The following is a 14,509-nucleotide window of genomic DNA, read 5'->3' on the forward strand; positions in this document are numbered from 1 at the left end:
CACAAGGCTAAGACCCACCTAATGAGGTATTTATAATGGCTAAGAAAGTTGAAGCTCTAATCAAGCTACAAGTTGCTGCTGGTATGGCTAACCCTAGTCCTCCAGTAGGTCCAGCACTAGGTCAACACGGTGTAAACATCATGGAATTCTGTAAAGCGTTCAACGCACGTACAGAATCTATCGAAAAAGGCGCTCCAGTTCCTGTAGTGATCTCTGTTTACGGCGACCGTTCATTTACGTTCGACATGAAAACGCCACCGGCTGCTTACTTACTTAAGAAAGCTGCAGGTATCAAATCTGGTTCAGGCCGTCCTAACACTGAAAAAGTAGGCACAGTAACTCGTGCTCAACTTGAAGAAATCGTTGAGACAAAGAAACCTGACCTTACAGCTTCTGATTTAGAAGCTGCGGTTCGCACTATCGCAGGTTCTGCGCGTGCGATGGGCTTGAACGTAGAGGACTAAGATAATGGCTAAATTAACTAAACGTATGCGTACTATCCGCGAAAAAGTGGAAGCGACTAAAGATTACGAAATCACCGAAGCAGTTGCTCTTTTAAAAGAGTTAGCGACAGCTAAATTCGTAGAAAGTGTTGACGTTGCTGTTAACCTTGGTATCGATGCTCGTAAATCTGACCAAAACGTTCGTGGTGCAACTGTACTACCTAACGGTACTGGTCGTGACGTTCGCGTTGCAGTGTTCACACAAGGCGCTAACGCAGAAGCTGCGAAAGAAGCTGGTGCTGAACTAGTAGGTATGGAAGATCTTGCTGAGCTAGTTAAGAAAGGCGAGATGAACTTTGACGTTGTTGTTGCATCACCAGACGCTATGCGTGTTGTTGGTCAACTAGGTCAAATCTTAGGCCCACGTGGTCTAATGCCAAACCCTAAAACTGGTACTGTAACACCTAACGTTGCAGAAGCAGTTAAAAATGCTAAAGCTGGTCAAGTGCGTTACCGCAATGACAAAAATGGTATCATCCATACTACTATTGGTAAGGTTGATTTCACAGTTGAGCAACTTCAACAAAACCTTGAGTCGCTAATTGTTGCGCTTAAGAAGGCTAAGCCTTCACAAGCAAAAGGTGTTTACGTTAAGAAAGTAACCATCTCTACAACAATGGGCGCAGGTGTTTCTGTTGACCAAAGCACTTTAACAACAACTGTTGTTTAATTGAGTGTTTACATGGCGTGAAATTTATACTATAATTTTGCGCCATTTTGTTGAGAAATTTTGTTTTCTCAACAAGTAAAGAATTCGGGTTGAAGTCCATAATTTCGGTGCGCCTTCGGGCAAAACGATAAATTGGGCTTCCGTCCAAGACCGTAGGTGGCTTCGGCCTTAATATTCACCTACGTAGACGGTGTGAATCCCCAGATAGATTTTTCCTAATCTTCTGGCTCTCGCCGTAAAAAGCATCTCTATCTTGTTTGGTAGGGAAGAGTAGAACAGGGAAGCCGATGTACGGTAACCCATTAAACCAGGAGTAACACCCATGGCTTTAAATCTTCAAGGCAAAAAAGCAATTGTTGCTGAAGTCAACGAAGCAGCCAATGGTGCTCTATCTGCAGTTGTTGCAGATTCTCGTGGTGTAACAGTTGGCGCAATCACTGCCCTTCGTAAAGAAGCTCGTGCAAATGGTGTTTGGATGAAAGTTGTCCGTAACACTTTAGCAAAACGTGCTCTTGAAGGAACACAGTTTGAGTGCCTTTCTGATTCATTTGTTGGTCCAAGCTTAATCGCTTTCTCATCAGAGCACCCAGGTGCTGCTGCGCGTATCTTTTCTGCTTTTGCAAAGAAGAACGAGAAATTTGAGCTTAAAACGGCCGCTTTTGAAGGAAATGTTGTTGATGCAGCAATGCTTGCTACATTACCTACATACGACGAAGCTGTTGCACGCTTAATGAGCGCTATGAAAGAAGCGTCTGCTGGCAAATTGTGTAAAACAATTGAAGCAGTACGTGTACAGAAAGAAGAGCAAGCTGCTTAATTTTAAGCTGTTTAATCAATCTTTCGGTGTAAAATTTTTTTGGACCTAGAGTCCGTTAATTATTAGGAAATTTGTAATGTCTGTAACTAAAGACCAAATCCTTGACGCAATTGCTGAAATGTCAGTAATGGACGTTGTTGCTCTTGTTGAAGCAATGGAAGAAAAATTCGGCGTAACTGCTGCAGCTGCTATGGTAGCAGGTCCTGCTGCTGAAGCTGCTGAAGAGAAAACAGAATTTGACGTAATCCTTACTGGCGCTGGCGCTAATAAAGTTGCGGCAATCAAAGCTGTTCGTAGCGCAACTGGCCTAGGCCTTAAAGAAGCGAAAGCTCTTGTTGAAGCTGCTCCTACACCTGTTAAAGAAGGTGTATCTAAAGAAGAAGCTGAAGCTCTTGCTAAAGACCTTACTGAAGCTGGTGCTGAAGTTGAGGTTAAGTAATTTAGCTTTTGCTAAGTTCGCTGTCTGAGAAATCAGGCAAGGGCTGGTGATTATTTAATCACCGGCCTTTTTGCGCTATAGAGCGATGTATTCCTATAGCTCAAATAAAATCTAATTTTCTCTTTACTTTCAACGCTTTATAGTTTGCTAGTGTTAAAGTGGGAGTTAATTGGAACAACAATTAAATGTTGTACAATCTTGGCTTAGATGCCAGTTAAGTCTGTTCTTACAAGAACAGGTCGGGTCAAAGATCAGCAAGCTGAGGAACCCCATGGCTTACTCTTATTCTGAAAAGAAACGTATCCGTAAGGATTTTGGTAAACGTCCACAAGTTTTGGATATACCTTTCTTACTGTCAACGCAGTTAGAATCGTTTAAAAAATTCTTAGTGCCGGACGCTGATGGCGATCATGGTTTGGAAGCTGCCTTCCGTTCTGTGTTCCCAATCAAAAGCTACTCGGGAAATTCTGAGCTTCAATACGTAAGTTATCGTATTGGTGAGCCAGTTTTCGATGTAAAAGAATGTCAAATTCGCGGTGTGACTTATTCTGCTCCACTTCGCGTAAAACTACGCCTTGTGGTGATGGATAAAGAAGCGCCAGGCACAGTTAAAGACATTAAAGAGCAAGAAGTTTACATGGGCGAAATTCCGCTCATGACCGATACCGGTACTTTTGTAATCAATGGTACAGAGCGTGTTATCGTTTCTCAGCTACACCGTAGCCCTGGTGTATTCTTTGATAACGACCGCGGTAAAACTCACTCATCAGGTAAAGTGCTTTATAACGCACGTGTTATCCCATACCGTGGTTCATGGTTAGATTTTGAGTTTGATGCAAAAGATAACTTATATGTACGTATTGACCGTCGTCGTAAATTACCGGCGTCAATCATGTTGCGTGCACTTGAGTACACGACAGAAGAGATCTTAAACATCTTCTTCGAAACCACTGCGTTTGAAGTAACTGACGGTAAAGTTCTTATGGAACTTGTGCCATCACGTTTACGTGGTGAAACCGCTGCCTTTGATATAAAAAGTGAAGACGGTGAAGTGTTCGTTGAGTCTGGCCGTCGTGTAACAGCGCGTCATATCAAGAGCATTGAGAAAAAAGGCATTAGCCATTTAGAAGTACCCCATGAGTATATCATTGGCCGTGTAATTGCTAGAAACTACGTTGATGAGTCAACGGGTGAAGTGATTGCAAACGCGAATGATGAATTAACTTTAGAGTTAATGGCTGAATTGGTTAAAGCAGGTCACACTAAAATTGATACTCTATATATCAATGAAGTGGACAGCGGTGCATATATTTCTGATACTTTACGTATTGATTCAAGCACTAACCGCTTAGAAGCACTAGTAGAAATTTATCGCATGATGCGCCCAGGCGAGCCACCGACGAAAGACGCGGCTGAAGCCTTATTTGAGAACTTGTTCTTCTCTGAAGAACGTTATGACTTATCTACTGTAGGTCGTATGAAGTTCAATAGCCGTGTTGGTTATGACACTGACACAGGCCCAGGCACATTAAGCAAAGAAGACATCGTGTCTGTTATGAAAGTATTAATTTCTATTCGTAACGGTCAAGGCGATGTTGATGATATCGACCACTTAGGCAACCGTCGTATTCGTAGTGTTGGCGAAATGGCTGAGAATCAGTTCCGTGTAGGTTTAGTACGTGTAGAGCGTGCGGTACGTGAGCGTTTAAGCTTAGGTGACCTAGATGCGATCATGCCACAAGATCTTATTAACGCTAAGCCTATTTCGGCAGCAGTTAAAGAGTTCTTTGGTTCGTCTCAGTTATCACAGTTCATGGACCAAAATAACCCGCTATCAGAAGTGACGCACAAACGTCGTATTTCTGCATTAGGGCCGGGCGGTCTTACACGTGAACGCGCTGGCTTTGAAGTACGTGACGTTCACGTAACTCACTATGGTCGCGTATGTCCAATCGAGACTCCTGAGGGTCCAAACATCGGTCTAATTAACTCATTGTCTACGTACGCACGTACCAATGACTATGGTTTCTTAGAAACACCTTACCGCAAAGTGGTAGACGGTGTAGTAACTGATGAAGTTGATTACTTATCAGCCATTGAAGAAGGTCAGTTTGTTATCGCACAGGCGAACTCAAACTTAACTGAAACCAATGAGTTTGTTGATGAATTAATCCCATGTCGTCACAAAGGTGAATCTACCTTTATGGGTCGCATGGACCAGCAATATATGGATGTATCACCACAACAGGTGATCTCTGTAGCGGCAGCACTTATCCCGTTCCTAGAACACGATGATGCTAACCGTGCATTGATGGGTTCAAACATGCAACGTCAAGCAGTACCAACATTGAAAGCGGACAAACCGTTAGTAGGTACTGGTATTGAGTTAACACTAGCGAAAGATTCTGGTGTAACGATTGTTGCTAAACGTGGTGGTGAAGTAATGTATGCTGACGCAAGTCGCATCGTTGTTAATGTACATGAAGAAGAACGCATCCCTGGTGAAGCGGGCATCGACATCTACAACTTAACCAAATACACACGTTCTAACCAAAACACATGTATTAACCAAAAACCAACTTGTATGGTTGGCGAACCGGTTACTCGTGGTGACGTGTTAGCAGATGGTCCTTCGACTGACTTAGGTGACTTAGCCCTTGGTCAAAACTTGCGCGTGGCATTCATGCCATGGAACGGTTATAACTTCGAGGATTCAATCTTACTATCAGAGCGCGTAGTTGAAGAAGATCGTCTAACGACTATCCATATTCAAGAACTACAGTGTGTTGCCCGTGATACTAAGTTAGGTCCTGAAGAGATCACTGCAGATATCCCGAATGTGGGTGAATCTGCACTAGGCAAGCTTGATGAATCAGGTGTTGTTTATATCGGTGCTGAAGTTAAAGGCGGCGATATCCTAGTAGGTAAAGTGACTCCGAAAGGCGAAACGCAATTAACTCCTGAAGAGAAGCTACTACGAGCTATCTTTGGTGAGAAAGCGTCTGACGTTAAAGACAGCTCATTACGTGTACCAAACTCTGTAACAGGTACTGTAATTGACGTGCAAGTCTTCACCCGTGATGGTGTTGAAAAAGACAAGCGCGCGCTAGAAGTTGAAGAAATGCAACTTCGTGACGCGAAAAAAGACTTTAACGAAGAATTCCGTATTCTTGAAGCAGGCGTGTTAGATCGTGCTCGTAAGTTACTTATCGCAGCCGGTCAAGATGAAGATAGATTAGCGTCATTGAATGCTGAGAAGCTACTAACTCAAAGCCTTGCTGAAGAAGATAAGCAAGCTGAACTTGAGCAACTAGCAGCCCAGTACGATGAGCTAAAAGCTGAATACGATAAAAAGTTTGAAAACAAACGTCGTAAAATTACCCAAGGTGATGACTTAGCACCAGGCGTACTTAAGATTGTTAAAGTATACCTAGCTGTTAAACGTCGTATCCAACCAGGTGATAAAATGGCGGGTCGTCACGGTAACAAAGGTGTTATCTCGACTATCGTACCAGTAGAAGATATGCCATACGATGATAAAGGTCGTACTGTTGATATCGTACTTAACCCGCTGGGTGTACCATCACGTATGAACATCGGTCAGATCCTTGAAACACATATGGGTCTAGCTGCTCGTGGTATTGGTGAGCGTATTGAAGAAATGATGAAAGAACAACGTGAGCTTCATGAGCTACGTGACTTCATCAAGCAAGCATACGAAATTGGTGAATCTCGTCAGTTCGTAGACATTGCTAGCTTCACAGATGACGAAATTCGTCGTTTGGCTGAAAACTTAAAAGGTGGTTTACCAATCGCTACTCCTGCATTTGATGGCGCGAAAGAAAGCGAAATCAAAGACATGCTTGAGCTAGCTGGCTACCCTCGTAGTGGTCAGGTTACACTTTATGATGGCCGTACTGGCGATCAGTTTGAACGTCAAGTAACTGTTGGTTACATGTACATGCTGAAACTGAATCACTTAGTTGATGACAAAATGCATGCGCGTTCTACTGGTTCTTATAGCCTTGTTACTCAGCAGCCGCTGGGTGGTAAAGCACAGTTCGGTGGCCAGCGTTTCGGTGAGATGGAAGTATGGGCACTAGAAGCATACGGTGCCGCTTACACGTTACAAGAAATGTTAACAGTGAAATCGGATGACGTGAACGGTCGTACTAAGATGTATAAAAACATCGTTGATGGTAACCATAAAATGGAACCAGGTATGCCAGAATCGTTCAACGTATTGTTGAAAGAAATCCGCTCACTGGGTATCAACATCGAGTTGGAAGAAAATTAAGCCAATTAGATGCTGCAGCTAGCCTGCAGCATCTGTTACGGCCGAATAGAATGTAGGGACGAAATCATCCGTCCTCAAGATTAACTCCGACAGGAGAGCTAAGGTGAAAGACTTACTTAAGTTTCTGAAGCAACAAAATAAGACCGAAGAATTCGATGCAATTCGCATTGGTCTTGCTTCACCAGACATGGTTCGTTCATGGTCATACGGTGAAGTAAAGAAACCTGAGACTATTAACTACCGTACTTTCAAGCCTGAGCGCGATGGCTTATTCTGTGCCCGTATTTTCGGTCCAGTGAAAGATTATGAATGCTTATGTGGTAAATATAAGCGTCTTAAACACCGTGGTGTGATCTGTGAAAAGTGTGGCGTTGAAGTAACACTCACTAAAGTGCGTCGCGATCGTATGGGTCACATCGACCTTGCGAGCCCAGTTGCACATATATGGTTTTTAAAATCATTACCGTCACGTATCGGCTTAATGCTTGATATGACGCTTCGTGATATTGAACGTGTTCTTTACTTCGAATCATTCGTAGTAACTGAGCCTGGCATGACGACGCTTGAGCGTAGTCAGCTATTAGGTGAAGAAGAATACCTAGATGCACTAGAAGAGCACGGTGATGAGTTTGAAGCGAAGATGGGTGCTGAAGCAGTATTAGACTTGCTTCGTGAACTCGATCTTGCGCAATTAATTGCTGAAATGCGTGAAGAGTTACCAACAATTAACTCTGAAACTAAGCGTAAGAAGATCACTAAACGTCTTAAATTAATGGAATCGTTCCACCAGTCAGGTAATAACCCTGAGTGGATGATCATGACAGTACTTCCAGTATTGCCACCTGATCTACGTCCATTAGTACCACTTGATGGTGGCCGTTTTGCGACTTCTGATCTAAATGACCTTTACCGTCGTGTTATTAACCGTAATAACCGTCTTAAACGTCTACTAGATTTAGCTGCACCGGATATTATCGTACGCAACGAAAAACGTATGTTACAAGAAGCGGTTGATGCGCTACTTGATAACGGTCGTCGTGGTCGTGCAATTACAGGTTCTAACAAGCGTCCGCTTAAATCTCTTGCTGATATGATCAAGGGTAAGCAAGGTCGTTTCCGTCAGAACTTACTTGGTAAGCGTGTAGATTATTCAGGCCGTTCTGTAATCACGGTTGGTCCTACACTTAAGCTTCACCAATGTGGTCTTCCTAAGAAGATGGCACTTGAGCTATTCAAACCATTTATCTATGGCAAATTAGAGCGTCGCGGCATGGCTACGACAATCAAAGCTGCTAAGAAAATGGTAGAGCGTGAAGTTCCGGAAGTATGGGATGTATTAGACGAAGTAATTCGTGAACATCCAGTATTACTTAACCGTGCACCAACACTTCACCGTTTGGGTATCCAAGCGTTTGAACCTGTGCTTATTGAAGGTAAAGCAATCCATTTGCATCCATTAGTATGTGCGGCCTACAACGCCGACTTCGATGGTGACCAAATGGCGGTACACGTACCGCTAACGATTGAAGCGCAGCTTGAAGCTCGTGCATTGATGATGTCAACAAACAACATCCTATCTCCTGCGAATGGTGAGCCAATCATCGTTCCATCACAGGACGTTGTATTGGGTCTATATTATATGACCCGTGACCGCATCAACGCGAAAGGCGAAGGCGCGATCTTAAAAGATCCAAAAGAAGCAGAAAAAGCATACCGCAGCGGTAATGCAGACCTTCACGCTCGCGTGAAAGTACGTATTAGCGAATCAGTTAAAAACGAAAATGGTGTAGTAGAAGACACTGTAACTGTTATCGATACAACTGTTGGTCGTGCAATTTTGTCTCTTATTTTACCAAAAGGCATGCCGTTTTCGTCAATCAATCAGGCCCTAGGTAAGAAACAAATTTCTGGCTTATTAAACGAGTGTTACCGTCGTCTTGGTCTTAAAGATACAGTTATCTTTGCTGACCAAGTTATGTATACCGGTTTCCACTACGCAATGAAGTCAGGTGTTTCAATCGGTATCGATGACTTAGTTATCCCACCGATTAAAGCATCAATTATCGAAGCAGCTGAAGCTGAAGTAACTGAAATCAACCAACAATTCCAATCAGGTCTTGTAACGGCTGGTGAAAAGTACAATAAAGTTATCGATATCTGGTCACGTGTAAATGAAAACTTATCACGTGAAATGATGGCCAACTTGTCAAAAGACACGGTTATCAATGCCCAAGGTGAAGAAGAAGAGCAACCGTCATTTAACTCAGTGTTTATGATGGCCGACTCTGGTGCTCGTGGTAGTGCCGCTCAGATCCGTCAGCTAGCAGGTATGCGTGGTCTAATGGCACGTCCAGATGGTTCAATCATCGAGACGCCAATCACCGCTAACTTCCGTGAAGGTCTAAACGTACTTCAGTACTTCATCTCAACGCACGGTGCGCGTAAAGGTCTTGCCGATACAGCACTGAAAACAGCGAACTCGGGTTACCTAACGCGTCGTCTAGTAGACGTTGCACAAGATTTGGTAATCAACGAAGACGATTGTGGCACAGAAGATGGCTTAACAATGAAACCGCTTATTGAAGGTGGTGACGTTGTAGAAGCACTTCGCGAACGTGTACTTGGTCGTGTTGTTGCTGAAGATATTGTGATCCCTGGTACTAATACAGTACTTGTAGAGCGTAATATCATGCTTGACGAAAAACTGTGTGATCTTTTAGAAGAGCACTCAGTAGATGAGGTTCGCGTACGTTCAGTTATCACCTGTGATAACGACTTTGGTGTATGTGCTAAGTGTTACGGTCGTGACCTTGCACGTGGTCATATCATCAACGCGGGTGAATCAGTAGGTGTTATCGCGGCACAATCAATCGGTGAGCCGGGTACACAGCTTACGATGCGTACTTTCCACATCGGTGGTGCAGCATCAAGAGCATCTGCTGAAAACAATGTACAAGTTAAAACTAACGGTACATTGAAGCTTCATAACGCAAAATATGTATTAAACACTGACGGTAAGATTGTTATTACCTCTCGTTCTACTGAAATCACTATCATCGATAGCCATGGTCGTGAGAAAGAGCGTTATAAAGTACCTTACGGTGCGGTATTAACAGTACAAGACAATACGGAAGTTCAAGGTAACGACATCGTTGCTACTTGGGACCCGCATAGTCACCCAATCGTTCTTGAGCATAAGTCAAAAGTATCGTTCAGCGATATCGATGACTCAAACACTGAAGCACAGACTGATGAACTAACTGGTTTAACCCGTGTAGTTGTTAAAGATCTTGCTAAGATAAATGCGAAAGAGCCGAAGCTTATCATCGAAAGTGAAGAGCGCGGTCTGCAAGAAACTCGTCTTCCTTCATACACTACGATTGAAGTAACAGACGGTGTAACGGCAAACCCAGGTGACGTGTTAGCACGTATTCCGCAGGAAGGTTCGAAAACTCGTGATATCACGGGTGGTCTACCACGCGTAGCCGACTTATTTGAAGCGCGTAAACCGAAAGAGCCAGCTATCTTAGCTGAGATCACCGGTACGATTAGCTTCGGTAAAGAGACTAAAGGTAAGAAGCGTTTAGTTATTACTCCAGCTGAAGGCGATCATTACGAAGAAATGATCCCTAAGTGGCGTCAACTTAACGTGTTTGAGGGTGAGCAAGTGTCTAAAGGTGAAGTTATCGCCGATGGTCCTGAATCACCACATGACATCTTACGCCTACGTGGTGTGACTCATGTTGCTAACTATATCGTTAACGAAGTGCAAGAGGTTTACCGTTTGCAAGGCGTTAAGATCAATGACAAGCACATTGAAACAATTATCCGTCAAATGATCCGTAAGTGTACGATCCTTGACGGCGGCCATAGTGAATTCTTAGCCGGTGAGCAAATTGAAGTGGCACGCGTTAATATCGCAAACCGCGACTTAGAAGCTCAAGGCAAGTTACCTGCTAAATATGAAATCCAATTAATGGGTATCACTAAAGCATCACTAGCCACAGAATCTTTCATCTCGGCAGCCTCGTTCCAGGAGACAACTCGTGTCCTAACTGAAGCCGCTGTAAATGGTAAGAGCGATGAACTTCGCGGTCTGAAAGAAAACGTAATTGTGGGTCGTTTGATCCCAGCCGGTACCGGTTTTGCGTATCATCAAGAACGTATGGCTCGTCGTAAGCAGAGCAAAGTTGTAGTTGAAGAGCAAACAGTAAGTGCAGAAGAGGCAACTCAAGCGCTAACTGATGCTTTAAACGCGGATTTATCTGGAAATCAATAAATCTAACTTAATCAATAGATTAGGTTTTTGCAAGGCAGTTATCTACTGCCTTGCTAACGGTTTAGGTTGACAGCTCAATCTTTGCTCATTAAAATTCCGCCACCCATTTACCTGCACGTTTGGTACGAGCTTGTAAATAAAGGGCGGATTTTTTTATTTTTTTCAGTAGTAATTTTAATTTCAGGAGCTATTTAAATGGCAACTATTAACCAGCTAGTGCGTAAGCCACGTCGTAGCAAGGTTACGAAAAGTAACTCAGCTGCGCTTAAAGCGTGTCCGCAAAAGCGCGGTGTATGTACTCGCGTATATACAACTACACCTAAGAAACCAAACTCGGCGTTACGTAAAGTAGCTCGTGTACGTTTAACTAACGGTTTCGAAGTAACTTCATACATTGGTGGTGAAGGTCATAACCTTCAAGAGCATAGTGTAATCCTAATCCGTGGTGGTCGTGTTAAAGATTTACCAGGTGTGCGTTTTCACACTGTTCGTGGTGCACTTGACTGTGCAGGCGTTAGCGACCGTCGTCAAGCTCGTTCTAAATACGGTGCAAAACGCCCTAAAGGCTAATTGTATTCCGTTAGTAAGGCCAAGCACTAAATATTTTTAATTATTGTTTTGGGTGATTGACTCGAAAGAGCAAACCTGAATAAACCGGAGATACAAAATGCCTAGAAGACGCGTAATAGGTCAACGTAAAATTCTTCCAGATCCTAAGTTCGGATCGGAACTTCTTGCAAAATTCGTTAACATCGTAATGTTAGACGGCAAGAAATCTACTGCTGAAAAAATCGTTTACGGTGCGCTAGATGTGGCTGCTGAGAAATCAGGCAAATCGCACCTTGAAATCTTTGAAACTGCACTTGAAAACATCCGTCCACAGGTTGAGGTTAAATCTCGCCGTGTTGGTGGTTCAACGTATCAAGTACCAGTAGAAGTACGTCCAGTACGTCGCAACGCATTAGGTATGCGTTGGTTAGTAGACGCTGCACGTAAGCGTGGCGAGAAATCTATGGGCTTACGTTTAGCTCAAGAACTTGTTGACGCTGCTGACAACAAAGGCACTGCGGTTAAGAAACGTGAAGACGTTCACCGTATGGCTGAAGCGAATAAAGCATTCGCACATTACCGTTGGTAATCTGTCCTTAACCTTTAAGAGGATTTTATGGCACGTACAACTCCACTTGAGCGCTATCGCAATATCGGTATTGTTGCTCACGTAGATGCAGGCAAAACCACCACAACAGAACGTGTTCTGTTCTACACAGGTCTTTCTCATAAGATCGGTGAAGTACATGATGGCGCCGCAACTATGGACTGGATGGAGCAGGAACAAGAGCGTGGTATCACAATCACTTCTGCTGCAACAACGTGTTTCTGGAAAGGGATGGACGCGCAATTTGACGCTCATCGTATCAATATCATTGATACTCCAGGGCACGTGGATTTCACTATTGAAGTAGAACGTTCTTTACGTGTACTTGATGGTGCGGTAGTTGTGCTTTGTGCTTCATCTGGTGTACAGCCGCAAACTGAGACAGTTTGGCGTCAAGCGAACAAATACGAAGTTCCGAGAATGATCTTCGTAAATAAAATGGATCGCACTGGCGCTGACTTCTTAACGGTTGTTGGCCAGGTGAAATCTCGTCTTGGAGCAACGCCTGTTCCAATTCAGCTACCAGTAGGCGCTGAAGACGACTTTAAAGGTGTTATTGACCTCATAAAAATGAAAATGATTAACTGGAATGATGAAGACCAGGGAATGACTTTCACCTATGAGGCAATACCGGCAGAACTTCAAGATTTAGCTGAAGAATGGCGCTCGAACTTAGTTGAAAGCGCTGCTGAAGCATCTGAAGAACTAATGGATAAGTATTTGGAAGGTGAAGACCTGAGCGAAGCAGAAATTAAAAATGCTTTGCGTCAGCGTACATTGGCTAACGAAATCGTCCCAGTTACATGTGGTAGTGCATTTAAAAATAAAGGCGTTCAAGCTGTGCTTGATGGCGTTATTGAATATATGCCTGCACCAACACAAGTGAAACAAATTCAAGGTATCCTTGAAGATGGTACTGAGGAAGAACGTCCAGCTAATGACAACGCACCGTTTGCTGCACTTGCTTTTAAAATTGCAACAGACCCGTTCGTTGGTACTTTAACTTTCTTCCGTGTTTACTCTGGTACTGTTAAACAGGGTGACGCGGTATACAACCCAGTAAAATGTAAGCGTGAGCGTCTTGGCCGTATCGTTCAGATGCATTCAAACTCACGTGAAGAGATCAAAGAAGTCTACGCAGGTGATATTGCGGCGGCTATTGGTCTCAAAGACGTAACAACAGGTGAAACACTGTGTGATCCGAATTCTATTATTACGCTTGAGCGTATGGAATTCCCTGAACCAGTTATCTCTGTTGCGGTTGAGCCTCGCACAATCGCTGACCAAGATAAGATGGGTATCGCGCTAGGTAAACTAGCGGCAGAAGATCCGTCTTTTCGCGTACAAACTGACGAAGAATCAGGCCAGACTATTATTTCTGGTATGGGTGAACTTCACCTTGATATCATTGTCGACCGTATGAAACGTGAATTCAGTGTTGAATGTAACGTTGGTAAGCCGCAGGTTTCTTACCGTGAAGCTATTCGTTCAACTGTTAAAGTTGAAGGTAAATTCATACGTCAATCAGGTGGACGTGGTCAATATGGTCATGTCTGGCTTAAACTTGAACCGATGGATATTTCGGATGATGAAGCCCCAATTTACGAGTTCGTTAACGAAACCGTAGGTGGCTCAGTTCCAAAAGAATACATCCCTGCGGTAGATAAAGGCATCCAAGAGCAAATGTCTCAAGGTGTGCTGGCAGGCTACCCATTACTTGGTGTGAAAGCGACTTTATATGATGGTTCATTCCATGATGTAGATTCGAATGAAATGGCATTTAAAATAGCGGGTTCACTGGCAATGAAACAAGGTGCGCTACAAGCAGACCCTGTACTATTAGAGCCAATGATGAAGGTTGAAGTACTCACTCCTGAAGCAAACATGGGTGATGTAGTTGGTGACTTAAACCGTCGCCGCGGTATGATCGAAGGCATGGAAGATGCGCTAGGTGGACTTAAATTAATTAACGCCCAGGTTCCGCTTTCTGAAATGTTTGGTTATGCTACTGATCTACGATCTGCAACACAAGGCCGTGCCTCATACTCTATGGAGTTTTTGAAGTACGCTGAAGCCTCGAAACATGTTGCGGACACAATAATTACAGCTCGCGCTGTTAAGTAATTTTTAGCTCGGTTTGGTCCACAGTGGACTGAACCTTTAATTTCTTTATAGGAATTTTTTAAGATGGCAAAAGCAAAGTTTGAACGCGTAAAACCGCATGTAAACGTAGGTACAATCGGCCACGTTGACCACGGTAAAACTACCCTAACTGCAGCAATCACTAACGTACTTGCAAAAGTATACGGCGGTGTTGCTAAAGATTTCGCATCAATCGATAACGCTCC

Annotated in this window: 10 protein-coding genes; all 10 read left to right on the forward strand. The window is 43.6% G+C overall.

Annotated elements, in window-relative coordinates:
- Window positions 1-35 precede the first annotated feature (35 nt).
- Window positions 36-464 carry a 50S ribosomal protein L11 gene (gene rplK / locus H5201_RS18600; protein ID WP_008108462.1) on the forward strand — a complete coding sequence of 143 codons (429 nt, stop codon included), beginning with the start codon at window positions 36-38 and terminating at the stop codon, window positions 462-464.
- A gap of 4 nt (window positions 465-468) precedes the next feature.
- Entirely contained in the window at window positions 469-1,173 is a 705-nt protein-coding gene (gene rplA, locus H5201_RS18605) for a 50S ribosomal protein L1 (RefSeq protein ID WP_145238292.1), read from the forward strand.
- A 322-nt stretch (window positions 1,174-1,495) separates the two neighbouring features.
- The gene (gene rplJ / locus H5201_RS18610) at window positions 1,496-1,990 is read left to right on the forward strand and encodes a 50S ribosomal protein L10 (protein ID WP_145238296.1); all 495 of its coding nucleotides are present in this window, start codon (window positions 1,496-1,498) and stop codon (window positions 1,988-1,990) included.
- 76 nt (window positions 1,991-2,066) lie between these two features.
- Entirely contained in the window at window positions 2,067-2,429 is a 363-nt protein-coding gene (gene rplL, locus H5201_RS18615) for a 50S ribosomal protein L7/L12 (protein WP_064668694.1), read from the forward strand.
- Between the two features lie 271 nt (window positions 2,430-2,700).
- Complete coding sequence (rpoB, locus tag H5201_RS18620) at window positions 2,701-6,726, forward strand: DNA-directed RNA polymerase subunit beta (protein WP_145238299.1); 4,026 nt, start codon at window positions 2,701-2,703, stop codon at window positions 6,724-6,726.
- 103 nt (window positions 6,727-6,829) lie between these two features.
- Window positions 6,830-11,005 (forward strand): DNA-directed RNA polymerase subunit beta', encoded by a 4,176-nt coding sequence (gene rpoC / locus H5201_RS18625; protein WP_145238302.1) that lies wholly within the window; start codon window positions 6,830-6,832, stop codon window positions 11,003-11,005.
- Between the two features lie 195 nt (window positions 11,006-11,200).
- Window positions 11,201-11,575: a 30S ribosomal protein S12 gene (rpsL, locus tag H5201_RS18630; protein WP_002958885.1), complete on the forward strand. Its 375-nt coding sequence runs from the start codon at window positions 11,201-11,203 to the stop codon at window positions 11,573-11,575.
- 97 nt (window positions 11,576-11,672) lie between these two features.
- Window positions 11,673-12,143: a 30S ribosomal protein S7 gene (rpsG, locus tag H5201_RS18635; RefSeq protein ID WP_016710546.1), complete on the forward strand. Its 471-nt coding sequence runs from the start codon at window positions 11,673-11,675 to the stop codon at window positions 12,141-12,143.
- A 27-nt stretch (window positions 12,144-12,170) separates the two neighbouring features.
- Window positions 12,171-14,285 (forward strand): elongation factor G, encoded by a 2,115-nt coding sequence (gene fusA / locus H5201_RS18640; protein ID WP_145238305.1) that lies wholly within the window; start codon window positions 12,171-12,173, stop codon window positions 14,283-14,285.
- A gap of 63 nt (window positions 14,286-14,348) precedes the next feature.
- Window positions 14,349-14,509, forward strand: a 161-nt coding sequence (locus tag H5201_RS18645) for a GTP-binding protein (RefSeq protein WP_246175643.1), incomplete at its 3' end; no start/stop codon positions are given.

Origin of the sequence: Pseudoalteromonas sp. SG43-6, assembly GCF_014164365.1 — a bacterium.
GTDB lineage: Bacteria > Pseudomonadota > Gammaproteobacteria > Enterobacterales > Alteromonadaceae > Pseudoalteromonas > Pseudoalteromonas rhizosphaerae.

Excerpts from the sequence above, each read along its gene's own strand:
- rplK (WP_008108462.1), top strand. The coding sequence starts at position 36 with ATGGCTAAGAAAGTTGAAGCTCTAATCAAGCTACAAGTTGCTGCTGGT.
- rplA (WP_145238292.1), top strand. The coding sequence starts at position 469 with ATGGCTAAATTAACTAAACGTATGCGTACTATCCGCGAAAAAGTGGAA.
- rplJ (WP_145238296.1), top strand. The coding sequence starts at position 1,496 with ATGGCTTTAAATCTTCAAGGCAAAAAAGCAATTGTTGCTGAAGTCAAC.
- rplL (WP_064668694.1), top strand. The coding sequence starts at position 2,067 with ATGTCTGTAACTAAAGACCAAATCCTTGACGCAATTGCTGAAATGTCA.
- rpoB (WP_145238299.1), top strand. The coding sequence starts at position 2,701 with ATGGCTTACTCTTATTCTGAAAAGAAACGTATCCGTAAGGATTTTGGT.
- rpsL (WP_002958885.1), top strand. The coding sequence starts at position 11,201 with ATGGCAACTATTAACCAGCTAGTGCGTAAGCCACGTCGTAGCAAGGTT.
- rpsG (WP_016710546.1), top strand. The coding sequence starts at position 11,673 with ATGCCTAGAAGACGCGTAATAGGTCAACGTAAAATTCTTCCAGATCCT.
- fusA (WP_145238305.1), top strand. The coding sequence starts at position 12,171 with ATGGCACGTACAACTCCACTTGAGCGCTATCGCAATATCGGTATTGTT.